The sequence below is a fragment of the Bacteroides sp. OF04-15BH genome (assembly GCF_003477995.1).
GTDB lineage: Bacteria > Bacteroidota > Bacteroidia > Bacteroidales > Bacteroidaceae > Paraprevotella.
The window spans coordinates 1-26,042 of sequence record NZ_QUEM01000010.1; the positions used below are offsets into that span (position 1 = coordinate 1).

At 43.6% G+C, this 26,042-nt stretch carries 22 protein-coding genes; 13 read left to right on the forward strand and 9 right to left on the reverse strand.

The window, feature by feature from the left end; genetic code table 11:
- Window positions 1–34 precede the first annotated feature (34 nt).
- From DXA74_RS06025 to DXA74_RS06055, 7 genes are all read right to left on the reverse strand, one after another.
- Window positions 35–1,162, reverse strand: a complete 1,128-nt coding sequence (locus DXA74_RS06025) for a hypothetical protein (RefSeq protein ID WP_118525884.1) — start codon at window positions 1,160–1,162, stop codon at window positions 35–37.
- Window positions 1,163–1,180: 18 nt separating this feature from the next.
- The gene (locus DXA74_RS06030; protein WP_118525885.1) at window positions 1,181–1,960 is read right to left on the reverse strand and encodes a nuclear transport factor 2 family protein; all 780 of its coding nucleotides are present in this window, start codon (window positions 1,958–1,960) and stop codon (window positions 1,181–1,183) included.
- Between the two features lie 212 nt (window positions 1,961–2,172).
- The gene (locus DXA74_RS06035; RefSeq protein WP_118525886.1) at window positions 2,173–3,111 is read right to left on the reverse strand and encodes a hypothetical protein; all 939 of its coding nucleotides are present in this window, start codon (window positions 3,109–3,111) and stop codon (window positions 2,173–2,175) included.
- Between the two features lie 4 nt (window positions 3,112–3,115).
- Window positions 3,116–4,099, reverse strand: coding sequence for a hypothetical protein (locus DXA74_RS06040; RefSeq protein ID WP_118525887.1), 984 nt, complete (start codon window positions 4,097–4,099; stop codon window positions 3,116–3,118).
- A 30-nt stretch (window positions 4,100–4,129) separates the two neighbouring features.
- A complete protein-coding gene (locus DXA74_RS06045) occupies window positions 4,130–4,990 on the reverse strand; it encodes an Ig-like domain-containing protein (protein ID WP_118525888.1) in 861 nt (286 codons plus the stop codon).
- 18 nt (window positions 4,991–5,008) lie between these two features.
- Window positions 5,009–8,110, reverse strand: a complete 3,102-nt coding sequence (locus DXA74_RS06050; protein WP_118525889.1) for a tubulin-like doman-containing protein — start codon at window positions 8,108–8,110, stop codon at window positions 5,009–5,011.
- Window positions 8,111–8,136: 26 nt separating this feature from the next.
- A complete protein-coding gene (locus DXA74_RS06055; protein WP_118525890.1) occupies window positions 8,137–8,712 on the reverse strand; it encodes a hypothetical protein in 576 nt (191 codons plus the stop codon).
- Between the two features lie 724 nt (window positions 8,713–9,436).
- Between DXA74_RS06055 and DXA74_RS06060 the strand changes: the two genes are divergently transcribed.
- The 13 genes from DXA74_RS06060 (at window position 9,437) to DXA74_RS06120 (ending at window position 23,836) form a co-directional block, all read left to right on the forward strand.
- Window positions 9,437–10,825, forward strand: a complete 1,389-nt coding sequence (locus tag DXA74_RS06060) for a C1 family peptidase (protein WP_118525891.1) — start codon at window positions 9,437–9,439, stop codon at window positions 10,823–10,825.
- Between the two features lie 159 nt (window positions 10,826–10,984).
- Entirely contained in the window at window positions 10,985–12,301 is a 1,317-nt protein-coding gene (locus tag DXA74_RS06065) for a DEAD/DEAH box helicase (RefSeq protein WP_199666102.1), read from the forward strand.
- A gap of 23 nt (window positions 12,302–12,324) precedes the next feature.
- Entirely contained in the window at window positions 12,325–13,410 is a 1,086-nt protein-coding gene (serC, locus tag DXA74_RS06070) for a 3-phosphoserine/phosphohydroxythreonine transaminase (protein ID WP_118525893.1), read from the forward strand.
- Between the two features lie 42 nt (window positions 13,411–13,452).
- Window positions 13,453–14,058, forward strand: a complete 606-nt coding sequence (locus DXA74_RS06075; protein ID WP_118525894.1) for a YigZ family protein — start codon at window positions 13,453–13,455, stop codon at window positions 14,056–14,058.
- A gap of 162 nt (window positions 14,059–14,220) precedes the next feature.
- Window positions 14,221–14,379 (forward strand): hypothetical protein, encoded by a 159-nt coding sequence (locus DXA74_RS16300; protein WP_158576024.1) that lies wholly within the window; start codon window positions 14,221–14,223, stop codon window positions 14,377–14,379.
- A 24-nt stretch (window positions 14,380–14,403) separates the two neighbouring features.
- Window positions 14,404–15,756, forward strand: a complete 1,353-nt coding sequence (locus DXA74_RS16560; protein WP_118525896.1) for a leucine-rich repeat protein — start codon at window positions 14,404–14,406, stop codon at window positions 15,754–15,756.
- A 297-nt stretch (window positions 15,757–16,053) separates the two neighbouring features.
- Complete coding sequence (tnpA, locus tag DXA74_RS06090; protein WP_004292844.1) at window positions 16,054–16,989, forward strand: transposon Tn4555 protein TnpA; 936 nt, start codon at window positions 16,054–16,056, stop codon at window positions 16,987–16,989.
- Between the two features lie 141 nt (window positions 16,990–17,130).
- A complete protein-coding gene (locus DXA74_RS06095) occupies window positions 17,131–18,249 on the forward strand; it encodes a site-specific integrase (protein WP_004338318.1) in 1,119 nt (372 codons plus the stop codon).
- A gap of 247 nt (window positions 18,250–18,496) precedes the next feature.
- A complete protein-coding gene (tnpC, locus tag DXA74_RS06100; RefSeq protein WP_004339687.1) occupies window positions 18,497–19,354 on the forward strand; it encodes a transposon Tn4555 protein TnpC in 858 nt (285 codons plus the stop codon).
- Between the two features lie 199 nt (window positions 19,355–19,553).
- Window positions 19,554–19,928 (forward strand): excisionase family DNA-binding protein, encoded by a 375-nt coding sequence (locus DXA74_RS06105; RefSeq protein ID WP_004338328.1) that lies wholly within the window; start codon window positions 19,554–19,556, stop codon window positions 19,926–19,928.
- 5 nt (window positions 19,929–19,933) lie between these two features.
- A complete protein-coding gene (locus DXA74_RS06110) occupies window positions 19,934–21,031 on the forward strand; it encodes an AAA family ATPase (protein ID WP_004348225.1) in 1,098 nt (365 codons plus the stop codon).
- A gap of 3 nt (window positions 21,032–21,034) precedes the next feature.
- Entirely contained in the window at window positions 21,035–22,150 is a 1,116-nt protein-coding gene (locus DXA74_RS06115; protein WP_004292742.1) for a DUF6371 domain-containing protein, read from the forward strand.
- Window positions 22,151–22,432: 282 nt separating this feature from the next.
- Window positions 22,433–23,836 carry a mobilization protein gene (locus tag DXA74_RS06120; protein WP_118525897.1) on the forward strand — a complete coding sequence of 468 codons (1,404 nt, stop codon included), beginning with the start codon at window positions 22,433–22,435 and terminating at the stop codon, window positions 23,834–23,836.
- 92 nt (window positions 23,837–23,928) lie between these two features.
- Here DXA74_RS06120 and DXA74_RS06125 read toward each other — a convergent pair whose 3' ends face one another.
- Entirely contained in the window at window positions 23,929–24,894 is a 966-nt protein-coding gene (locus tag DXA74_RS06125; protein WP_004348227.1) for an extended-spectrum class A beta-lactamase CfxA3, read from the reverse strand.
- A gap of 43 nt (window positions 24,895–24,937) precedes the next feature.
- Entirely contained in the window at window positions 24,938–25,918 is a 981-nt protein-coding gene (locus DXA74_RS06130; protein WP_005794072.1) for an IS30-like element IS4351 family transposase, read from the reverse strand.
- Window positions 25,919–26,042: the final 124 nt, after the last annotated feature.

Below are 26,042 nucleotides of genomic sequence, written 5' to 3' on the forward strand. Positions count from 1 at the left end.
CTTAAAAAAAATATTTTATAATAGTGTTGCGGAATTAAGGAGGACCTAATCCAAGAGAGAAATGATGGCGGTTTAATTTACCAAGAGGAATGTTCAGACTGAAAAGTAAAGGTACTTCAAGGGTAAATGGAATCTTTTTGTCCACCTTAAAATCATCACCCAAAAAAACAGTTATGTCCAATCCGGTTCTAAAGGTAAACCATCGTTTGATAAAACGTTCATAGTCTAATCCTACTCGAACGGGATTTCCACGAAGATTCTTGTCGCTCATTTCGATTTCTTTGTTGAAGTCATAAGCAAAACCTCCTCCGGCAAAAATAGTTGTACGTGAGCGCAACTTATTACTTACATCGTTGGCTTTCTCCATGGTCACCGATACAACGGAAGATTCTTCAGAGACATTGATTTCCTGAGTCCAGTCATCATATTGCTCGGAGATCAATCGCAAAGTATTCTTTCCGTAGGGTAGTTGTATTTCCTCTCCATTTTCAATAATACCATAAGAATCGTTGTTGGCAATAACCTCGAATTCTTGTACATTACAATTGAAAATGACAGTTCCCATTTTATGGTCCAGAGATATATTAATAGGATCGAGTGCACTTTCTTCAGCTTCAAACATAAAAGCATCCTCTACAGAGATATAGTCCGGAGCATCAACTTTATAGTTATACATGGTTTCCGGATCACAGATTACCTTTCCTATACCGTCTTCATTTAATGGGATTACCTGATCGTTTACGGTTAAAGTCGCATTGACCGGAAGAATATGGAAAACCATCTCGCGAATCTGTTCTACATTGAGAATTACCTGATAGGTATGCTTGGACTGTATTTCCAGATTGGCCTTCGTAAAATCAATCATACAGATTGGTTCCTCTTCTTTGAGAATACATAATGAAGTGGTTCCAGGTGATATATATACCACATATTCACCGGCCTTGTTGCTGACTTCGCCAACATGATTGCTGAAAGTGACTCCTTCAACAGAAGGTAATGCAATTTTTACAACCGCACAACTTTTGCCATTGTTGTCCTTTCTCTCAAATTTACTGGCAGTAAAGTCGGTACCTAATTCTTTTATTTCCTTAACCGTGATATTCTGTCCGAATATATTTAAACCAAATGCACAGAAAAGAAAAAATGTTAAAATGAATCTCATATTAATATGCCGTAATTTTTATTTGTTCAGATCATCAAAATCAAAAGCCATCATAATGTTGTCGTAACGGTCTTTCTGCCATACGCGTACATGAATCTTAGGATGCTCTTCATCGGTGAAATCCCAAAGCAGGAACAGATGTCCATCATCGTTGTATGAGCCAGAAGAATATTTCTGGTGCAAGGTAACACCGTACATTTTGTTATAATCGGGATTTGGATGACGCATTACTTTGATCTCGTCAAAAACAACCCGGATTAGGTTTTTCTTGTCATTGTTGAATACTTTCTTCAGAGCGGCAAGATATTGTGCCTTGCTTTGAGAGGTATATACAGTCTCGCTATAATGAATTCCTTCTGCTGTCTTGCGCTGCATCACACGTCCGGTAATAATCAGTGCATCGTCGCTAAATACAGCATCCAGGAAGTTGATGTTGTGCTCGTTGTATGCTGTACGGAACTGTTCGGTCCAGTCCAAAATCAATTCTCTATATCTACGATCCGTCAAATCCAGGCCTTGTTTGAGTACATCCATGTAAAGCTGACGACTGATTGTCAGGTTAAAGCTTAACATGTTGCCTTGCGCATCGAATGTAACTACAGCCTCCTGATAGTCTTCTCCTTCTGCAATACCGTTGTTCTCTGTTGAATGAAGCATCAAAGGTATATTTCTGATTTGAAGTTTTCCGCCGCTCGTGTTCAGACATTTCTCAACTATCTGATCGTCAATACAGAAAAATGGAGAATTATCCCATAAGGCACTGATGGTAGTTTCTACGTCGGTAGGCAGTTGAAGCATTCCGTAATTGGGATTTCTTTTCTGTTCGTGAGCTGCATTTATTTCTGTTAAGAGTTTAGATAAAGATTGTTCTATTTTTGTTTTGACAGCAATGTTACTCAATCCGTCAGAGATGGTAACTTCTACAGCCTGGCAGGGTACTGTCATAAACAGGGATATGAATCCGGCAATGAATAAAGTGAATATGCTTTTTGCATTCATAATAATGATGATTATTTAAATGTAAACCAAATAGAGTATTTTGTAGAGTATTCTTTTGATATGTTTGTTATATCAACAGAGGAACCGTTTTTCAGGTTTATGGCCTTACCGTCTGTGACACGAATATATTGTCTGACAATTCCGTGATAATCAGAAAGGAGCATGTAAATAGTGCCTTGTTTGGGGTAATCTGTTATTTCGCCATAACGGTCCAGACGTTTTGCCTGATTCTGACGACTCAGATATTTCTTTACTGCATTGGCACTAAGTAGTCCTGCTATGTTTATTTCCTCATCACGGCTTACAGCTACTGATGTGTTTGAAACTTTGGGTTGAACCTGAACCGGTAAGATATTCTTGGGTTGAGATACCTCCTTGATTTCTGAAGGACTTGGATTATTCTCAACGACGTTAACAGTTTCGGACTCTTTTTTCTTTGTTACATTTGCATCAGTTGTGGTTGATATTGGGGTAGGAGAAACTACTTTTTTTGTTGTGTCCGTTTGGGCAACTGTTTCTGGTGCTTTTGCGGGTGTCTTTTTTCTTAAAATTTTATCGATTATCTTTTTCTGACTAGTGGTATCTGCCTTTAACTTATTATTAATGCCATTTTTAGACCCTGATAAGATCTCTGTTTTTTTTATATAAGTAAAGGTGCGGAATAGCGGTCCGATTTTGGTCTTGATGATTCCTGCATTTTGTTTTGCTTTGGCTATATATTCTTTAGTGTCTCCTTTTACTTCCTTTTTAAGCCATTCTTCAATTTCTGCAGCCAGCATAATTTGAGCGTTATTATACGATTCTTCTTCGCTCTTCATAGAAGTACCTGTTACATACAGATAATTTGTATCTTTCTTAATTTGGTTGATTTGTTCTGTTTGTGACTTTTGTGCCCATACAGATATTCCCAGTGTCATGGCTATGCATAACAAAAAAAGTCTATGTATCATATTTTTATTTTTTATTTGAAATTGGTTGTAATCTTTCCTGATAAATACTCATAATATTATGAGTGGGGATGTAGGCATTAAGCTTTGCTTTTAGAACAGCGTCAGGCTTTTCTACTAATTTCCAAGGAAGAACAATGGACAGCATGTGGTGAAAACCTAAATCGTGACTGTGAACTAAAAGTAATACTTTGATTCCGTCTTCTCGTTCTTCTTCTACTCCTAAATAAACAGTCGCATGCATGGCTTTGCAATAATTGAGCCATTGGGAAAGAGTAATGGTATACTCTTCGTGCTGAAAATCATACAGATTCTGATATATGTTGAGCTTATATTTATTGCAGTTAGAGATAATTCCTTGCAATAGGTTTGCAGAGGAGTAAGCTAAATGCTTAGAGTCATATATCGGATATAATTTTGAGTCTTTGTTTTTTGAGAAATATGTATTTGTATTTAATTCTTTAATCTCAGAGTATGTGGTGTTTGTCGGAATGAAGATACCTGGTTGATATTCTTTTACTTCCAACTGAAAAACAGTATCAGCAACGAATGTTTTGGGCATTGCCAATAAATCTTGTTTCATCTTTCTTTCTACCTTATTTTTGGGCATTCCCAAAATCAATTCGAAACTTACTGGAAAGACCATATGAAGTATTTCCTTTTGAGTTGAATCACTCCAAACCGCTTCATAAAATTTATCATCGATAATACGAAGAGAAAATGGATGAGATGGAGTGATTTTACGAGCTGTTTTGGGACTTCCTTTTTTAAATATTACCTTGTCTTGTTTCAGATGATTCATTGCAAGGGGATTGGCTGTTTGTAAGCTGTCCAATTTATAAAGATAGTGCTCCAAAAAGTCATAGATAACAGAAGGGTAGGCTGTTTTCATCTCATCTGAAAATAGCCTAAAATGTTTTTCTTCAGCCTTTCCATAAAGAAAAGACTGAAGAAAAAACAATAGAAGGAAAATTCTCATTTTGTATATCATAAGGATTTTCTTTTTGAAGTGTAGTGAAGGTTAGTTCGCTACACCAAAGTTTAGACTTTGAATAAGATTACCGTAGGCATCGTAGTGTTTACCAATTGTAAACGTACCGTTGACAAACTGTCCTTGAACATACTCGCCGGCTTGTGCAGTACGCTGTTTGGAGTCACTTCTGTTGATAACCGCAGTTCTGGTAAATACTAATTTTCCCAAACCATGTGGTTTGCCATTCTTGATTGGACCGGTGTACTTACCGTTGGATACACTCATGTTGGTTACATTACCGTTTTGAGAAGGCAGAGATTTTTTCTTATTTTCTTTTGGTTTTGAAGATATGGTATCTTCTACTTCAGTAACAATAGAGTCTTCTATAATGATATCCGCCTTTGTGACTGTATAAGAACAGAAAGCCTTAAGTTCCTTGTTTTCCTGTACCTGAACTCCAATTTTAGCATTACCCTCACCTACAGCAGTTACAATTCCGTTTTCTACTTTCAATACGGTGGTATCGCTTGAAGCCCATTTCAGTGTTGAGGTAACTCCGATTGGGCTCACGAATGCTTTCAATGTATCGTTATTGCCAACGACCAGAGAGTCCTGTGATTTAGACAGGCTAACATTTTTTATTGTTCCCCCGTCAGGAGTATCTTTTCCAGATAAACCGAATATTGCTGCAATTCCTCCACCGATAACAGCAAGACCTGCTATACCGGCAATCAAGAACTTCTTTTTGGGATTAGGAGCTGTAGTCTTTTTGTTTCCACCTTCACATTCTGACAGTGGTCTTCCGCATTCTTCACAAACAAAGTCTGCACTGTCTACTTCTTGTATTTTACGTTCATCTGCAAGATCACATTCACCATAGTTTTTGCAGACACCTTTTTTTATTGCCATAATTTATTTATTTTTTGATTAAAGATCTTGTAATTCTTCAGAAATGATTTCGATTGCCAGATTGCGGAACTTCGCATAGTTCGGATTGAACTGATTGTTTTCGCACAAAGAGCTTGGCAGAATCTTATTCTGGACAACTCCGCCCAGAGCTTTTCTGATGACGGCTTTTTGGTCGTTACTGCGAGCTTTTGATTGTAATTCCTTTTGTACTTGCTCTTTTAATAATTGAGCCAATTTGAAGTCACCGCTTATGGCATCCCATGATTCCACAAAACCTTTACCTAAAGGCTGCCATGTATCACCGAAAGTTTCATCCGGAATGCGGAGAGCATCAAAGCGTGCCTGAGTGGTTGGGTCTTGTTGTTCGGCAATAATGCCTAAAGCATAAGCCAACATCAAGGATTTTACAATCTTCTGCTTAATAGTTTCTGCTGATTCTTCATAAAGGTCAGGTAACTCATTCTTGAAGCTTTCTGTATGCAGTACCATGGTATTTAATGCACATTTTGCATTTTGTTTGGATACCAAGGCATCATATTTTTCCTTAGCGGTCTTTACGTTAGCCAGGAAGCGGAGTGGGAATCCTGAGTTGGCGGAGATAACTACAATCTGATTTTCTTTGTAGTTTTCTGCAACATCCTGACTCGGATCAAATCCAGGAATCTCTTTCATGAAGGCATCAATGAGGCGCTGACGGAAATCATTGGTCCGTTCGTCAGATTTTGGAAGAGCAACCTGAACCATTTGCATCATGGCACCTACGTTACCGGCAATGACCATATTTCTTTCTGTCTGGTCAAACTGAACATAAGACTTGGATGTTTGAGCTACCATCTTCACGAATTGCTCAATCTTTTCATCGGTATTCAACTCGGTCTTGAGTTTTTCCATAATGTTTACACCGACCATTTTGCTGAGTGGATCATTCTTGGCTGCATCTTGCATGTTTCTCACGGCAGTGTCCTGACATTCTTCCAATACGATATTGATGGCAGACTCATAATCCGTCTTGTCGAACAGATTGGCAAATGTACGTTCGCCGTCTTCTCCGATATTGGCCACCATTCTGGAACGTATGGCTGCTGCTGTGCTGGTCATCTGTCCGCGGTCACTGATGAAGGTGCGGCAAATGCTATAAACCATTTCCGGATCGTATTTCTTGATATCCGTATCCGATTGCAATTCATTGGAGATACATTTGCTGGCGGCTTCCTGCAAAGCTTCTTCATTAATGGCATTCAGTTCATCGCGGAAGGCGAGAATACCCTGAAGCATTCTTTCCAGTTCTTCAATGACATCCTGCAACAGTTCTTTGGCATATCCGTAAGCGATGGCACGTGTTGCTGTTGAGTAATAATTACATTTGGCAACTTTGAACTCAGAGAATGCTTTGATATGTTTGTTAACAAGTTTCTGAAGCGGGCCAATGCAGTCTTTCCAGATTTTATTGATTTCTGTAATTTCAGCACCATATCTTCCTTGTTCTTCTTCCATCAAAGCTTTTTGATTTTCAAATGCGCTGATGCGAGAGTTGCAGTCATCAATGAGTAATTTGGTATATTTTTCAATTTCCAAAATACTCTTGCTCTTTTCAGCTCCGCTAACCCACTCGTCAAACAACTTCTTTTCAATATGGCGGCGAATGATGCGGGCATAACCTTTTCTTTCCTGTTGTTGGATTTTGTAGAATCCTACAACACCATGCTGACGGAACTGATTGCTGAAGAACTCTTCGCAACGCTTAGAGAAATCTGTCAGCCACAGCTTGGTTTCGACAGTACTCATGACATCATCTGCATCGGCTTGGGTGCGGTTTTCCCAAGTTTCTTCAAAAAGTCTCCATTTTTTTGTTGCAGGGCTCTCAACGATTGGTTTGGCTAAGGTCAGATAATTATTGCTCAGCATCAACGATTCCCGGTTCTTCTTATCTTTGATTTCATCGGCAAATCCTATTCCAACTTCTTCCATAGAACGTTCTCCAAATCCGATACCGTCTTGCCACATGTTGTAAGTCATCTGACGTGCAGCCTGAAGAGCATAGTTGTAAGTCATATACTCTCGGATCTCAGTTTCAGGGAATTCTACTCGGGTAATACCGAATGAAAGGAATTTGCGACTGTGTGCATTTTTACCTGACTGATCTTTTTCTGGAGCAGAACCCTCGTTTTCGCAGCCAACCAAGCGGTTTAACTGTCCGTTTGTTCCACCCATTTCGCTGGCAATAGTAGTCTGGAAGATGAAATCAGCTACGGCTGCTGGCAATCCTTTGTTCAAATCCAATACTTTTCCCTGTTCGTTGACATTCGTGTAGATATAGGCAGCCTCAAATGCTTCCTGATTCTCGAGCAGTCGACGGATTTCTCCAGTAAATATATCCTGTTCTCCTCTTACGTCTGTTGGGTGATATTGTCCGATGCTCAGTGCATTCAGTTCTAGCAGGGCAGCATAACCATTTGCCTGATAGAACCCGGCATCATGACGTGCGCTAACCAGCGTGCGTTCCGGAGTATAAAGGAACAGACGCATCTTGAAAGCTCTGGTATCTGCCTGATAAGGGAACCAGGTGCGAATCTGACTAATGGCATCTATGATAGAGCCTGAACCGGTACCTCCAGCCAATCCGGCGCAGATGTGGAAGGTTACATCCTGATTACCGCTGGCATTCTGCAGTCTGCCTACAGCTCCACGTACAATCTGCTCAAAATTTGAAGGATTGTTCCGATCGCTGATATTGTTTGCTATTAAGGTACGTCCCAGTCGGCGGCGCTGTCCACCGATTCCGGCACTGATTAAAGAGCCCATTTCCTCCTGCATGATCTGCAGGTCATTAGGGTTCAGGAAACCTTTTAAGCCAGGATACATATTGATGTTACTCAGTACACTAGTACTGATACCGTTGATGTTTACTTTTTGTGCGGCGCCAAGATGAACACTTTTGCCCAATACGTTCCATCCCGAACGGTCTTCCAGATCAGAAGGGGATGAATCAACATATACGTAATCGATAAAAACTCCGTTGCCCGGTTCGTTGCTACGGAATTCCTCGTAAATTCTTTTTCTTAACTCACGCAGCACTTTACCTCCAGTACCGCCAAGTCCGATTATAAGATGATTCGCCATAATATTTTATTTTAAATATGTTTTCATTAAAAGTCGTCTATATTTTTATATCTGGAAGTTGCGGCTTTCCGAACTCTTCTGTTTCCTTTACCTACATCCTCTTTTGTGAAATATAAAGCCACGAGGACTGCTGCAATAATGAAGCCGACAGACCATAGGGATTTATTCAGAATAATCTTATTCGCTTCTGAGTTTATAGTTTCGTAGAATGCTTGTGGTAAATCCTCCATTGTATTTCCACTCATATCGTACAAGTTGAAAAAGCACTCCAGCAAAGGGAAGTTTTCATTCAGTTCTTCGCCGACCAACTGGCTGCTTTGCAAATCTGCAAATCCCTCAACTCCATCCATCTGCTGTGTGAGCCATAAACGCATACTTTCTGTTTGGTTTTTTACGGATACAGCTCCAATGATTATCGTCATGTTCACTGTAAGCAGGATAGCCAGAATCACTCCTGTTATATAAAAGGATATAGAACGATATACTCCATTACTTAAATTCTTAAGTAAAAAGAATAGGGTTGCCATAATAAATGCTGTGCAGACAGCTCCATAGAAAAAACAGGAAAGACTTTCGAAGAATAATGAAAAAAATAGTCCCATATTTTCTCAATTTTATAGTTAGCGTTGAAAAATTGACTTTTTAGTCATTTTTATTATGGTAGAATAAATATTTTTGGCAAAGATATATATTTTTTTTAAATCCATCTATATAGTTCTGATAATTATATATGTCTTATATTTTGAAAGATAAGTTTTCTGATAGGTTTCTTGTTTTTAGCAGTAAAAAACTTGTTTCTATGTATTAAACAGTATTTTATGCCTAAATGATACTCTTTTATTATAAAATTCATGTTGTTTTTTTATCATTAAAAGTGCTATAAATTACTTGTTAACTAGTTAATAATCTTTTACTTTGTGTGCGATGGTTTGTTTTGTTATATTTAGAAAATAAGCATAAAAATAAAAAAGTGCTTATTTAACAGATAGTAATCATGAATAGAAATCTTGTGCAAGATTCTTGCTTTTTTATACTGTGGTTTTGATTCTGAACAATAATTACTTTTTTGTTTCGAGAGATAAAATGTTTCTCTCGGATTAAATGCGGATATTTTGAGTACAGGATTATGAAATAAAAGACAATATTTAATATATTATAAAAGGTTGTTGTGATTCTAATTTGAAAATTGTACCTTTGTCACGTTATTCTGTGTGATCAAGTTTTTTGAAATGCTTGTTTTTAGTCAGAATGAAAAATGATGATTGCTGATATATCTGATTCTAAAGCTTAAAATATTATTGCAAAAACATATAACCAATAAATAAAATGAAGAAACTCCCTCTGATTCTTGGCGCTACACTTTTCTGCGGCGCCCTGCATGCTCAGGAGGCACTCACTCAGGATGTCCTGAAGGAGTTGTCCGGAAGCTTTGAGAACAATACCGCCGACAAGGCTCTCAAGAATGCCATAAGCGGAAATCCGATTAAGAAACTGGTGGTCAATCAGGAAAATTTGAATACCCCTGATACCTATTTCAGCATTTCAGTAAACAGTAAGGGCATTACCGACCAGCAGAACAGCGGTCGCTGTTGGATGTTCACCGGCCTGAACGTGCTGCGTTCCAAGATGATCAGCAAATACAATCTGGACGAGATGCAGTTCTCACACGTTTATCTGTTCTTCTACGATCAGTTGGAGAAGAGCAATCTTTTCCTGCAGGGTGTTATCGACACACGCGACCGTGCGATGGATGACAAGACTGTGGAGTGGCTGTTCCGCAATCCGCTCAGTGACGGAGGACAGTTTACCGGTGTTTCTGACCTGATTGGCAAATATGGTGTGGTACCCAAAGAGGCAATGGCCGAGACCTATCACAGCAACAATACCAATGAGATTGCTTCTCTGATGAAGCGTAAACTCCGCGAGTATGGTTTGCAGTTGCGCGATATGGCAGTTCAGGGCAAGAGCAAAGAAGACTTGGAGAAGGAAAAGGTGCAGCAGATGAAGACCATCTACCGCATGCTCGTACTGGCGTACGGTGAGCCGGTTCAGTCTTTCACTTGGGCACCGAAGAAGAACGGCAAGTACACCGAAACTCCGAAGACCTATACTCCGCAGAGCTTCTATAAGGAAGTATGCGGCGGTGAGGACCTGAACAAGAATTATGTGATGTTGATGAACGATCCTTCCCGTCCGTTCAATAAAGTCTATGAAATTGAGTTCGACCGTCACGCGTACGACGGACACAACTGGCTGTATATCAATCTGCCTATTGAAGATATCAAGGAGATGGCTATTGCCAGTTTGAAGGACAGTACCATGCTTTACTTCAGCTGCGACGTGGGCAAGTATCTCGATGGTCGCGGACTGCTCGACCTGAAGAACTACGATTACGGTAGTCTGTTCAACACCACTTTCGGTATGGACAAGAAACAGCGCGTGCAGAGCTTTGATAGCGGCAGTAGCCATGCCATGACTCTGATGGCCGTAGATTTGGATAAGGACGGCAAGTCAACCAAATGGAAAGTGGAGAACAGCTGGGGTGCAGAGCACGGCTTTGCCGGTCATCTGATCATGACCGACGAATGGTTCAACGAATACATGTTCCGTCTTGTGGTGAACAAGAAATATTGTCCGAAGCGCATTCTGGACCTGCTCAAGCAGCAGCCTACCAAGTTGCCGGCTTGGGACCCGATGTTCAGCAATGAAATCTAATTCCCGAATGTGACCGGGGCCGAAAGGTTTTTAAATGAAGCGCAGAAGGAGAGGATTCTTTCCCGGTGCTTCATTTAAAAACCTTCTTTTTTGCACAGACGGATTATAATCCCTACTTTTGTCTGTTATAACCATTAAAAAGAAATCCGCAAGTTTATGATACAGTTACAAGAGATATTATGGAACCTGCGCATTGACGCTCTCAATGCCATGCAGGAGGAAACATGTGCCGCCTATCGTAAGGGCAAGGATCTGGTTTTGCTTTCACCTACCGGTTCGGGCAAGACACTGGCCTTTCTTATTCCATTGGTGCAGAGCCTCAAGGAAACCGAGGGTGGAGTGCAGACTGTCATCCTGGTACCTTCGCGCGAGCTGGCCTTGCAGATTGAGCAGGTATTCAAGGCCATGAAGACCCCGTTCCGCATTGTGAGCTGCTACGGTGGTCGTCCGGCTATGGAGGAACACCGCACGCTTAAGCAGGTCAATCCGCATGTGGTGGTGGCTACTCCGGGACGTATGAACGATCATCTCGGCAAGGAGAATATTGTGACCGACACGGTTCATACCCTTGTTATCGATGAGTTTGACAAGTGTCTGGAACTGGGATTCCAAGATGAGATGGCTCAGGTGCTGTCACGCTTGCAGCCTTTGCAGCGTCGCTTCCTGCTCTCGGCCACGGATGCCGAGCAGATTCCGGCTTTTGTGTCAGACCGTGACTTTACGAAACTCGATTTTCTGGATCGTACGGAATCGGTTTCCGACCGTGTGCAGGTGCGCCTCGTAAAATCTCCTCAGAAGGACAAGCTCGATACGTTGGCCAATCTGTTGGGCAGTTTGCGTGGCGGTTCGGCTATGGTGTTCGTAAACTACCGCGAGAGTGTGGAGCGCACGGCGGCTTACCTCAAGAGCAAAGGCTTCTTCTATTCGTCGTTCCACGGCGGTATGGAGCAGAAAGATCGTGAGCGTGCGTTGTATAAGTTCAGTAACGGTTCGTGCAATGTGCTGGTCACTACCGATCTGGCTGCGCGCGGACTCGATATTGCCGATGTGGACCACATCATCCACTATCACCTGCCGTTGAACGAAGAGGCGTATATCCACCGTAACGGACGTACGGCCCGCTGGGATGCCGAAGGCAATGCCTATGTCATTCTGGGGCCTGAGGAGCATCTGCCTGAATATATGCCGTCCGATATGCCGGTGATGAAGCTACGCGAGAATGCCGGTCGTCCACGTCCCCCGAAATGGATCACCTTATATATTGGCAAAGGCAAGAAGGACAAGATCAATAAGGTGGATATCGTAGGTTTTCTGTCCAAGGTGGGCGGCTTGCAGAAAGAGGAGATCGGCCGTATTGATGTGAAGGAGCATTATGCCTTTGTGGCCATAGCCCGTGCCTGTGAGCGCGAGGTGCTGGCACGCGTCAAGGGGCAGAAGATAAAAGGAATCAAGTGTATTATTGAGAAAGCCCTCTAAAGGAAGGGTTTCTGAAATGGAAAATGAGTGAACCGCTTTATAATTTCAATGCCGGCCCCTCTATGCTTCCGCGTGAGGTGGTGGAGGAAACGGCCCGTGCCTGTCTAGATTTCAATGGATCGGGGCTGTCTCTGATGGAGATACCGCACCGTTCGGCTGAGTTTAAGGCCGTGTTGCAGGAGGTGCGCGATTTGGTGCGCACACTGCTGGATGTACCGCAGGATTATGATATTCTGTTCCTGTCGGGAGGAGCCCGTATGGAGTTCTGCCGGGTGCCTTATAATTTTCTGCACCGCAAGGCAGCCTATCTGGACACCGGAACATGGGCGTATCAAGCCATGCAGGAGGCGTCACATTTTGGTGAGGTAGTTACGGTGGCTTCGTCGCGCGGAGACCATTATACCTATATTCCGCAGGATTATTCCGTACCGGAAGACGCGGATTATTTTCATTTCACCTCCAACAACACCATTTATGGCACCGAGTTACGCCGTGAGCCTGAGGTATCGGTGCCGCTCATATCAGACATGTCGTCCGACATTCTTTCCCGTCCGGTTGAGGTAAGCCGCTATGCCTGCATCTATGCCGGAGCGCAGAAAAATCTCTCCATGGCCGGTGTGAATCTGGTCATTGTGCGTCGTGATGCCTTACAGTCTACAGACCGTTACATTCCCATGATGCTCAATTATCAGGCACATGTAGAGGCGGATTCCATGCTCAATACACCGCCGGTGTTACCTATCTACGCCGCTTTGCTTAATTTGCGCTGGCTGCATCGTCAGGGTGGAGTAGAGGAAATGAACCGTCGGGCCCAAGCGCGTGCTGCCGTGCTCTATGAGGAGATCGGACGCAACCGCCTGTTCCATGCCGTGGCGCAGGAGGACAGCCGCTCGCTGATGAATATCTGTTTTGTGATGGAGGAAGAGTTTGCTGCCCGTGAACAGGATTTCCTGGATTTTGTAGAGCAGCGCGGCATCCGGAACATACGCGGTCACCGCAGTGTGGGCGGTTTCCGGGCTTCGTGTTATAATGCCATGCCGTTGGAGGGAGCGTTGGCCCTGCAGCAGAGTATGTGCGATTTCGAACAACAGGTGTTGGCCGGAAAATGATGAGGCGCACCGAAAGGTTTTACTCAAGAAAGAATTGTTTTTATGGAAGATAGATCGGATGTATATCGCACGGTAGACATTCCTGCCGAAGGAGAATATTACGAAAAGCGAAGCAAGTTTCTGGCCTTTCTCGAACCGGTGCATTCGCTCGAAGAGGTCAAGGAGCGGGTGGAATTTTATCAGAAGAAGTATTATGACGCGCGCCATTGCTGTTATGCCTATATGCTCGGTCCCGAACGGAAGGAATTCCGGGCCAATGATAATGGAGAACCGTCGGGCACAGCAGGTAAACCTATTCTCGGACAGATTAATTCCAATGAACTGACGGATGTGCTGATTGTGGTCATTCGTTATTTCGGGGGAATCAAGTTGGGTACCAGCGGACTGATTGTGGCTTATAAGATGGCTGCTGCCGATGCCATTGAGCATGCCGAGATTGTGGAGAAAACGGTGGACGAAGAGGTGACTTTCTATTTTGAATATCCGTTTATGAACTCTGTGATGCGCATTGTGAAGGAAGAGAATCCTGCCATCGTGTCTCAGGGATACGATAATGATTGCAGCATGACGCTCCGCATCCGCAAGAATATGATGCCCCGCCTAAAAGCGCGTCTGGATAAAGTGGATACTCTTCGGTTTGAAGAATAAGTAATCTGTGTCAGAATTACATTCTGAGGGCAGAGGAATATAGGGAAGCAAGTTTTTGAAAACAAGAATTTTATGTGTTTTCAAAAACTTGTTTCTCTTTTTGCATCTGTTTTCTTTTTTTATTTTTGCACTCTGTTAAAATGCTTTTATTTTTATATGATTATGTTGAAAAAGAATTATCAGAGTCCTAAACTCGAACTCGTTGAATTCGAGGAGAATCAGGTTTTTATGGTTGGTAGCGGTTCAGAAGATAGCGATGCTACCGGATCTGGAGAAGATTTTCCCTGGGAAAAATTTGAGAATGTGAATGTTTGGGAATAATAGTAATTCGTAAAAAGTATTCTTATGCAAAACAAAAAGAAAATGATGATCCTTTTAGGTTCCTTGCCGTTATTTTGCGGATGCAGCACCGAAATGGATCTTTGGGATTTGAATGAGGCGGAGCAGATCACCTTCACCGCCAGCGATTTTGAGTACTCTAAAACTCGTACTAATCTGGATATTACTGAGGCGGGTGCCGTTTTTACTTGGGGAGAAAAAGATACAGTGGGTATTTTCCCGGATGAAGGGGCACAAGCATATTTCCCGATGGTTTCCGGTGCAGGCACTAAAAAGGCAGCTTTTACCGGTGGGGGATGGGCTCTGAAACCTTCTTCAACCTATGCGGCATATTATCCTTTTAAGTCTGGGCCAACGCTAACACCGGATGCTGTTCCAGTTTCTTATTTGGGACAAAAGCAGACCGGCAATGCTTCTACGACTCATTTGGGAGCGTATGACTATATGGCTGCTGTGGCTACAACACCTACCGACGGTAAGGTGAATTTTGAGTTCAAGCATCTGGGTGCTTTGGTTCAGCTTAAAGTTAAGATGCCGGCGGCTGGTATGTTGCGCAAGTTGACCTTCGTCTGTGAAGATTCTGTGTTCGTATCCAAAGGCCTTTTGGATTTGAAGGCGGAAAATCCTGCTATTATTCCTACAGAAAAATCAGATATTTTTGAGGTAAGCCTGGATCAAGTAACAACAACAGAAAATGACCTGACGGCTACCATATACTTTATGTTGCCACCAACCAACCTTTCCGGAAAGACCGTAACTCTAAAGGCACTGGATACCTATGGAACTACGCATGTGCTGTCTTTGGAAGGGATGAATTTCCAAGCAGGAAAAGCCTATCAGTGGGGTGGTGAACTGGAGAAATATCCGGACCTGACTCGTATATATCATGTAGAAACTCCTGGCACATTACCTCAGTTGGTGGGCGAAGATAATAAATATACTATCACAGAAATGAAGGTTACTGGAAACCTGAATGGAACCGACCTGCGCCTGATTCGTGAGATGGCTGGTCGTAGTTTGAAAGGATCGGCTACCAATGGTATGCTGATGAAACTGGATCTTCAGGATGCCCGTATTGTGGAAGGTGGAGAGGCTTATTATAGTTATAATGGATACATATACCATTCAAAAAATGATGAAATAGGAAATCGTTTGTTTTATGAGAGTATTCTGACAGAAATCAAACTTCCTAGGAGTACAGTAGCTATTGGAGACTTTGCTTTTTGGAATAGCAAAGGTTTGAAGAGCATCGCTATGCCTAATGGAGTAAATTCGATTGGAGAATCAGCTTTTAGAGATTGTATTTATAACCATAGAACAACCAAAACTAATCAGAAATATCCGAGTGTAAATCTTTAATTACCAGCATATTCTAAAATTTAACACTTTTCGGTTGCCATTTGTCGCTTCCCAAATTTCCACATATTTTTGAGACGTATTTCTGACGTGGAGAATTTGCGGGGCTTGTTTTTTGTCACACCGTGCAGACTGTTGACAAGGGTTTACAACCGTTTACGACAAGCGACAATAACCGCCCCGATATGCGGAAACAGTCACACTGTGTAGAAAAGCGACAATGGTTGACTTCCGTTCACATCCGTTTACCATTTCAGAGATATAGGATTGAAGAAATGAACCATTAAACGATAAAACGGTATGAAAGCAACCAGAAAATGCAGTTTTTGCGGCAAGTCCTTTGTAACCCGAAGCGGTATGCAAAGATATTGCAGTGAGGCTTGTCAGGCAGAAGCCAAACGAGCCAGAGTGATGCAGAAGAACAACCTCTTCAAAGTCGCCCAACCCTTGATGGAGATACAGCATCAGGAGTATCTCACCTTTTCCAAAGCAGCCATCCTCATGGGCTGTTCCCGACAGTACATTTACAAACTTGTAGCCATCGGCAAGCTGAAAGCCTCACGCATCAGCAACCGCATGGCATTCATCCGCAGAGCCGACATCGAGCAGATGTTGGAGGGCAATCCCTATCACCGCATCCTGCCCGGCAACACCTCCACACCAAGGAAATCATCTTCATCTTCCTTACCTGCCAAAAGAGAAAAAAGGGAAAAGGAAAGCGAAGAAGTGTTGGACTTCTATTCGGGCGAGGAGGTGATGTCCCTTTTTAAGGTAAAGCAGTCATGGCTTTACACTTCCGCCAAGCGTAACCATATCCCCATCTGCCGTATCGCAGGAAAGAACTATTACAGCAAGAAGCATATTGACGAGTTTTTCGGTGTGGCAGTTGATATTAGCGAAATTACCGACTGGCTACTGACCGAGGAGGTGGAGGAACTGTTCGGCATGAAGCCGACCGCACTCCGTGCCTACACCTATCGCCATAAGATACCCACTAAAAGAGAGTACGGGCGTACCTATTACTCCAAATCACATTTGAACGAACTCCGCAGAACTGACCTTGTGAACGATGAACGCTACTATACCGTTGAGCAGGTGCAGCAAATCTATGGTCTTTCGTCAGCCAACATCTGCCATATCGTCAAGGTGAAGCACATCGAAAAGATAAAGGTGGGTGTGAAAAACCTGCTTTTGCGCTCAGATGTGGAGCGTGTCATGGCTGAAAGGAACAAATAACCGTGAAAAATCGGGATTATCGAAAATTATTTCAAAATGATGTATCGTGGAGGTATTCACGGATATTTCACGTTGTTCCTTTGCCATCGGAAACATGGATACAACTCCAAAATGTATACAACCAATTAAAACATAATTATTATGAGTAAATGCAAAACAGTTACCTTGCGTAAGCGCAAGATTAAGAACGGGACACAGTATTCACTATGCCTTGACTACTATCCCGGCTACCGTGACAATGTCACCATGAGAGTGATTACACGTGAAGCCTTAGGAATTTACATCTTCGCCAAACCTGCAAACCAGCAGGAACGGGACTTCAACGCACGCATGATGAAGAAAGCGGTCATCCTGCGCAACCAGCGCTACGAAGCCATTTTCAATGAAAACAACGGCTTTTTTGACAAGACCAAGATGAAGGGCGATTTCCTTGCCTATTTCAAAGGACTGGCTGACCGCAAGAATATCAAGTGGCAGCACGTATACAAGCATTTCCAGCGGTTCGTGAACGGCAAATGCACCTTTGAGGAGGTGGATGTGGATTTGTGCCGCAAGTTCATGGAATACCTGCTTGATGCACCCCAATCCATCCACACCAACCAAAAGCTGCACATCAACTCCGCAGCAGGCTATTGGTCAACTTTCCGTGCCGTGCTGCACACCGCTTACCGTGACAGGAAGATAAAGGAGAACCCAAACGGCTTCTTAGACCGCATCGAGTGCATTCCCACCATCAGGGAGCATTTGAGCCAAGAGGAACTGATACGGCTTGCCGAAACACCCTGTGAGGAGGAGGTCTTGAAAAAAGCTTTTCTTTTCGCCTGTCTTACGGGACTGAGAAAGAGCGACATCAGACAGCTCACGTGGCAGCAGATACAACCATACACCAACGGCAGGATGTTCGTTACCACCCGTATGCAGAAAACCAAAGAAATAGTGCATAACCCCATCAGTGATGAAGCCTATGGACTGCTGGGAGAACGGGGCGAGGGACTTATCTTTGAGGATTTCAAGGACAAGATGCTGCAAGGACCACTCCAACGGTGGCTCACGGCAGCAGGGATAACCAAGAAAATCACCTTTCACTGTACCCGCCACAGCTTCGGAAGCCTGCACGTGGAAATGGGAACGGACATGGCTGTCATCCAAGCCTATCTCGGACATAAGAACATTACCACCACACAAATCTATTCCAAGATAGCAGCGCAGCAGATGTGTCAGGTGGTGGACAAGATAACCTTGAAGCGCAAGGAGGCATAAATGTCTCACATTGACAGGTATTCAGAGGGGCGGTTATGGCTACAAGGCTATAATCGCCCCTCTATGTTTTTGGCTTGATGCCACCATTTATAAGCCCCTCAGAGTATGAAACAGAGTATGATATGATGACATTTCGTGAAATACATTGAAAAAGACCGTTCTAACCGCAAATAACGGGCAGTAATTGGGAAAAATAGCATTAACTTTGCACAAAATAATACAGGAACATTCAATCTCTCAACGAAATATGGAATCATCAATCAAGGACAAATACATCATCTTGGGCTTTGTCGGCTTCGCCATCGTCCTAATATCTTCCATTGCCACGCTGGTAATAGCGGACAGCTTCAACCAAGACAACTTTGTCAGGTGGATAGTATTCGTATGCTGTAACCTGTTGGGATGGTTGCTCTATCTCTCCTTTCAGACACTTATCTTTGATACATACGAAATCTACAAAATCAAGTTCGGCAAGAAAGAAACGATTGCCGAAGCCATAGAGGTGCAGGAAGAACTGTCACAAAATACACTTGAAGAAGCCACATCTGTGCCTGGACCTACATCAGTCCCTGAGCCTGTACCCGAATCATCCCCGACAAAAGAAGAGACACTTATCCAAACACAACCGATAGAGCTTACTATCGCCCCGGATCTTCACGAAAAGAACCGTGCCAATTACGCAAGCAGAGAGCAACGGGAAAAGGAAGAGCGCATCCGCATGGTCATGGAGTATTGCCATTATTACCTGCCTCGCATTGCCGACCAAGAAACCGTGAACCACATCTGTACTGAGGTGGACAAATGGATGAATCTTAACACTTATACCCCGAAGCCCATACAAAGACCGTTTACCAAAGACATCAACAACATTCCACTCCGTCACTTCGTATGGAATATCTCTGAGCGTTTCCTGTACAAGAGATACTACAATGGGGATAACCGTGCCAAGTTCATCAAAGCCCTTTTCCCGAAATCGTTTGCTGATACAGACTTATCAACCATCAAGAATTTCAAGGTAGAGCCGTTAAAGACGGAAATTCCCATTGATGAACCCGAAAACGGCAAACTTGATTTCCACTATCCCGAGGATTATGTGCGGAATTAGGATAATCACGACACCAACGACAACCATCCGGTAACTCATAACCGCCTGTTTTACATCGTTTCCCGAGTAATTTTACCCGTCATTTATGGCTGGGCTTAATTATTCGGGAATTATTTTGCAATGACGTGTCGTGGAGATATTCACGGATATATCATTTCAGTCCTTTGCGCCAAGTCTTACAAAAGAGACGAGTACGCGAATGGAAAAATCAATTCTTACCTTCAACGACCTCCCCGAGGTTGTCGCTCAGCTTCGAGACGAAGTGATGAGCCTGAAAAGCCTGCTCGCCGAGCAGCGCAGTGTGAACAATGCCAAAACGGTGGACACCCACGTGCCCATGTCTGTGGACGAGGCAGCAGAGTATTTAGGTATCCCTAAGGGTACGCTCTACATGAAACTGTCAGAAGGGACAATCCCTGCCACCAAGCCCGGCAAACGCTATTGCCTTTACCGTGACGAACTGGACAAGTGGCTGGAAACCGCCCGAAAGAATCCCATACCGTTGTCAGACGAGGAACTGAACAAGTCCTTATCCTCTTCCCACCGTCGCAAGCCCAACCCACGTAACTGGTGAATGATATGGAAGAGGATAAGAACTATATCAACCTGATACGTGGCGACCTCACAAAAGCATCCCAAGCGCATAACGGTATGCCCGACAGTGTAGGCATGATGAATATCAAGACGGCAAACCAAACCATTCTTGAAGCATCGTTATTGCCTACGCCCCGTGCGCTGTGGGACAGCTTTTGGTACGAGGGGGAACTCTCCTGCTTGTTTGCCGATTCCAACGTGGGCAAGTCCATCCTTGCCGTGCAGATAGCCGACCGCATCGCCCGAACCGACAATGTGCTGTATCTGGACTTTGAACTGTCCGAAAAGCAGTTCCAGCTCCGCTATACCAACGAGCATGGAGAGCTCTACACCTTTCCCGACAAACTCTATCGGGTGTCTATTGACTGCAACCAGCTTTTGGATGCCAACTTTGAGGAAGCTATCATAGGCGGCATTGAACAGATGGCTGTGCAGACCGACTGCAAGATTTTCATCATTGACAATCTTACCTACCTGTGTTGCGCCATGGAGAAAGGCGATGCCGCAGGACGGCTGATGATTCAGCTGAACAATCTCAAAAAGAGATATGCGCTCTCTATCCTTGTCCTAGCACATACGCCCAAACGCTCTTTGGATTGTCCCATCACATCCAACGACCTTGCCGGAAGCAAACGGCTCTACAATTTCTTTGACAGCGTGTTCACCATTGGAAAAAGTGCCCAAGACGGAGGGCTTCGCTATGTGAAGCAGCTTAAAGTGCGCTATGGCACGTTCTCTCATGATGCGGATAATGTAATCGTTTACGAGATTGACAAGGTGGATGCTTTCTTGCAGTTCGTGTTCAGGGGCTATTCCACGGAAAAGGAACACTTGAAAAAATTGGGCGACAATGAATCAAGCCAAAGGGATTGCCAAATTCTGCAACTCTCCCAATCGGGCAAGTCCGTCAGGGAGATAGCCTCACAGGTGAATTGTGGCAAGTCCACCGTAAACCGTATCATCCAGCGCAGCAAAGAGAGTAAAAACGCAGGTGTCCCAAGTGTCCCACTGTCCCAACCCTTAGAGTGTGGGACAATGGGACAGGATGGGACAGCCGACAATCAACCATCAAAAACGGACTAAGCTATGGGCAATTATTCATTACAGAAGTATAAAGGAACGGCAACACGGCATACCTGCCCCAAATGCGGAGACAGGCATTCTTTCGTCTATTACGTGGACGAAAATAATGTGCCGTTGCATCCATCGGTCGGCAGATGTAACCACGAAAGCGGTTGTGGGTATCACTACACTCCGAAAGAGTATTTTCAAGAGCATCCTGAACACAGAACTACCAATGATTTCTCTTTTGACAGGCAAAGAGCAGAGCAGAAGAAAGTGAAGCAGCAAAGTAAGCCGACAGCCATCGGCTATATTCCCCCTCACTATGTGGAGAAGTCGCAAAGCGAGCGTAGCAATTTCTTCCGTTTCCTCTTCACACTCCTTACTTCCTACTATGGCGACAAGGCGAAAGAGGTGTTGAAGCGGTTGTTGGAGGAATACCGTTTGGGGGCTACCCGTGACGGCTCTGTTATCTTTTGGCAGATAGACAGGACGGGCAAGGTACGCACGGGAAAGGTGATGCAGTACAATCCCGAAGACGGACACCGTATCAAGGGAGGACAGACATCGGCAGTGAACTGGATACACAGCATATTGAAAAAGCAGCGTGTGTTGGCAGAGGATTGGCAACTATCCCAATGCCTTTTCGGGGAACACTTGTTGAAAACGCATCCCGACAAGGTGGTGGTCTTGGTGGAATCCGAGAAGAGTGCCGTTATCGGTTCTGCTATCTTCCCCGATTATGTATGGCTGGCTACGGGTGGTAAGAGTCAGATGAGAGAAGAGAAACTCCGTGTACTGTCAGGGCGAACCGTGCTTCTCTTTCCCGATGCCGATGCTTATGCCGAGTGGAAACAGCGAGCCGAGAGCATGTACTTTTGTAAGGTGGTGGTTTCGGACATCATCGAAAGGAATGCCACCCCGAAACAAAAAGAAGCCCATATCGACATAGCCGATTGGATTATCTTTCAGATACGGGAGGGCAAGGTGATGAGTACAGCCAACCACTTGGTCGAGGCTGAGAGAATCCTCCAGCGGATGATAGAGAAGAATCCCGTCCTGCAAAAACTGATAGACGATTTAGACCTTGTGCTGGTCGGTGCATCTCCAATCGGCAACGATGATGAAAAACCTCCCTGACGGAGGAGAGCGGAAGCCGTAGGCTGGAGTTTGCAGACAATGGCTTGCCATTGATATAGCCCACTATAACTACACGCTCCGCTTACGTAGTTGTGGGCTCTCCCGAGGGGATTAGGGTTTTACCCTAATGACCCACTCAGGGCGTTTCTCCCCTGAGAACCCAGAGCAAAGAGTGACCCTCTCTTTGCAATCTCCGCTTATGGGTTGCACCCCTAAGAACCCCATGCGTTTACGGACAGCGGAAAAGCAAACAATAAAGTACAAACCAAAAAACAAGTATCTATGGCAACAAAATCAAGCATACATATCAAGCCCTGCAACATCGCATCGAGCGAGGCTCACAACAGGAGGACTGCCGAATACATGCGCCACATCGGAGAGTCCAGAATCTATGTCGTTCCTGAACTATCCACCGATAACGAACAGTGGATAAATCCCGACTTCGGCAGTCCGGATTTGCGGATGCATTATGACAATATCAGACAGATGGTAAAGGAAAAGACCGGACGTGCCATGCAGGAAAAGGAGCGTGAACGCAAAGGCAAGAACGGTAAAATAGTCAAGATTGCGGGATGCTCCCCCATACGTGAAGGAGTGCTGCTTGTCAGGTCGGACACCACACTGGCAGACGTGCGTAAATTCGGTGAGGAGTGTCAAAGACGCTGGGGAATCACACCGCTGCAAATCTTCCTGCACAAGGATGAAGGGCATTGGCTGAACGGTCAACCGGAAGCGGAAGACAGGGAAAGCTTCAAGGTCGGGAACAGATGGTTCAAGCCGAACTATCATGCCCATATCGTTTTCGACTGGATGAACCACGAAACAGGAAAGAGCCGAAAGCTCAATGACGATGACATGATGCAGATGCAGACCCTTGCATCCGACATCCTGCTGATGGAACGCGGGCAGTCAAAGGCTGTCACTGGTAAGGAGCATCTGGAACGGAACGACTTTATCATTGAGAAGCAGAAAGCTGAACTGCAACGCATGGATGCAGCCAAACGGCACAAAGAAGAACAGATAAATCTTGCCGAGCAGGAACTGAAACAGGTGAAATCAGAAATACGCACTGACAAGTTAAAGAAGACAGCCACCACGGCAGCGACAGCCATAACTAGTGGAGTTGCTTCTCTTTTCGGGAGTGGAAAACTGAAAGAACTGGAACGTGCCAACGAAAAACTGCAAGACGAGGTTTCAAAACGGAACACCAATATTGAAAAATTGCAGAGCCAAGTACAGCAGATGCAGAAACAGCATGATACGCAAATCCACAATCTCAGAGAAATGCACAGGCAGGAACTTGACATGAAAGAAAAAGAACTGTCACGGCTCGCCAGAATCATAGACAAGGCTTTCAGGTGGTTTCCGATGTTCAGGGAAATGCTGCGCATGGAAAAGTTTTGTGCCATGCTGGGATTCTCTAAAGAAATGACTGAAAGTCTTATAGTCAAAAAAGAAGCCCTGAAATGTAGCGGTAAAATCTATTCCGAGCAACACAGGCGGAACTTTGATATAAAGGATGATATTTTAAGGGTGGAAAATGACCCTGACGATGAAAGCAGGCTGAACCTGACAATAAACAGGAAGCCGATTGCCGACTGGTTCAGGGAGCAATGGCACAGGCTTAGATATGGAGCAAGAGTGCCGCAACAGGAAGAAAGAAAAAGTAGAGGATTCAAATTATAATAGAAGCAATTTGATTAGTAATCTAAAAGCACTCCGATAACGATTAGAGTGCTTTTAGATTGTTTATCATTAATTATCAAAGCAAGTGCAGTTTAAGATTTTACTGAAGTTTGCATTAATAAAGAATATACTACAGCTGATATATGCGCAACATATTGTGACGCTTGTGATTCATTTCCCTTGAAATCCTTAACAAATACCGCTAAGGTATAACTGATATTATTAGGCAGACATATATAGGCAACATCATTGTGAGCTGCAAGAACACCATTTTCATTAACATCACCTGAACCTGTCTTATGCGCTATAACAACCCCTTCTTTATCAAGAAGTGGAGCTGCTATCCTATCTACACCTGTTTTGCATTCTTTTAACGTATTCTTAATGAAACTTTGTTTCTCATCATCGATAAGACCTTCAGTAAACAAACGATTCATCAACATTGCAGCACCAAGAGGAGATGTATAGTTAGAGTAAGCCTTGTTATGGTCAGCCGACATTTCCTCTTCCGTATAAGCTATCTGAAAACTTGAACGAGGAATGAGTGTGGCTATAAAACTATCTGTTTGAGCGACATTAACCATATCCTTAAACATAAGGTTGCTTGCATTGTTGTCACTCTGAGTAAGAGTATAACGCAGCAAATCTCTCACTGTCAATGATATGACTGGCCCTGAATAATCTTTCAGCATAGGACTCCAAGTCTTTGGGTCAAGTTTATCCCTATTTATATTTACTAAGGTATCAAGTGAAATTCCTTTATTGTCAAAGTCATTACAAAGAGCTAATGCCTGATGAACCTTAAACACACTCATCATAGGATAAACACTCTTATTATTGACCTTAACCGTATCTCTGTTATTAACAATAACCGCCACACCAATTTCGCCAGGACAAGCTGAGACAATTTGAGAAATGCTATCAGTCAAAACATTTGTTAAAGGAGGATTTGCGCTATCTTTTGTCGCTGATTTATGGAACAATGAAAATACCAAGATGAAAATGCAAACTAAAGCTATACTCAAAACTACGATTTGTTTTTTTCTGTTTTTTTCCATGTTTATATTATTTATATTTGTTTGACGAGAATATCTGCTGAATTCAACTTGCAAATGCAACAGAATTCTGATTAATAATTTGTTTAAATTTTTCGTTTGGCGTGAGGTATCCAAGTCTTTTACGAGGTCGATTATTGAGTTTATTTTCAATCCACTTAATCTGTTTGTTGGTTACTTCACTAAAGTCCTTACCCTTTGGGATATACTGCCTGATAAGCCCGTTGGTGTTTTCATTGGCACCACGTTCCCATGAGTGGTATGGTTTGCAAAAATAGAATTTTATTTCCAATTTTTGCGCAATTTCCTCGTGCTTTGCAAACTCCTTTCCATTGTCAGCCGTAATTGTGTGTATTAAGTTTTTCACTTTCCGCAGTGCCCATACTGCAATCTTAGCTACCGGGATGGCTTCTTTTCCCGACAACTTGCGTATCCAGACCCTGCTTGTTGCTCTGTCGTTAATGGTAAGAATGGCACCTTTGTGGTTCTTACCAATAATTGTATCTATCTCTAAATCACCAAATCTCTCCTTCAGTTCCACTATCTCGGGACGCTCATCAATATCCACCCTGCCTGGGATAAATCCTCGCCCTGCATTTTTAGAACCACGTTTGGCATACCTGCGACCTTGTCTGCGAAGATATTTGTGCAGTTTGCCACCCCGCCGCTTATCCTCCCAAATCCAGCGATATATCGTTTCGTGAGATACCATCGCAATTCCCTCCAAGCGGCTCCTGCCGACAATCTGCTCCGGGCTGAATCCTTTCTTCAACAGCTTTATTATCCGTTTTCTCATTGCCGGTGTAAGCACTTCCTTGCGATGTTTTTGCTGCTTGCGCCTGTCTGCTTTTCGCTGGGCAAGCTCCATGCTATAGCTACCACTTCGGGCGTCGCAATTGCGCTTTATCTCCCTGTAAACAGTGCTTTTATCTACTCCGATAGCTTCCGCTATTGCTTTTTTGCTCATCGGTATTTGCAACATCATAGAAATTGCATACCTTTGTTCCTCGGTTATATGTTTGCTCATCTGCAACTTTTTTTTCTTTGGACGGACAATTAAAGCAAAGATAGCAAACTTTATCCATTCAGAGTGAGAGAAAGGGGGACATTGTCTCTCTTTCCTCTCTGAAAAATAAATGTTTTTATTGCTT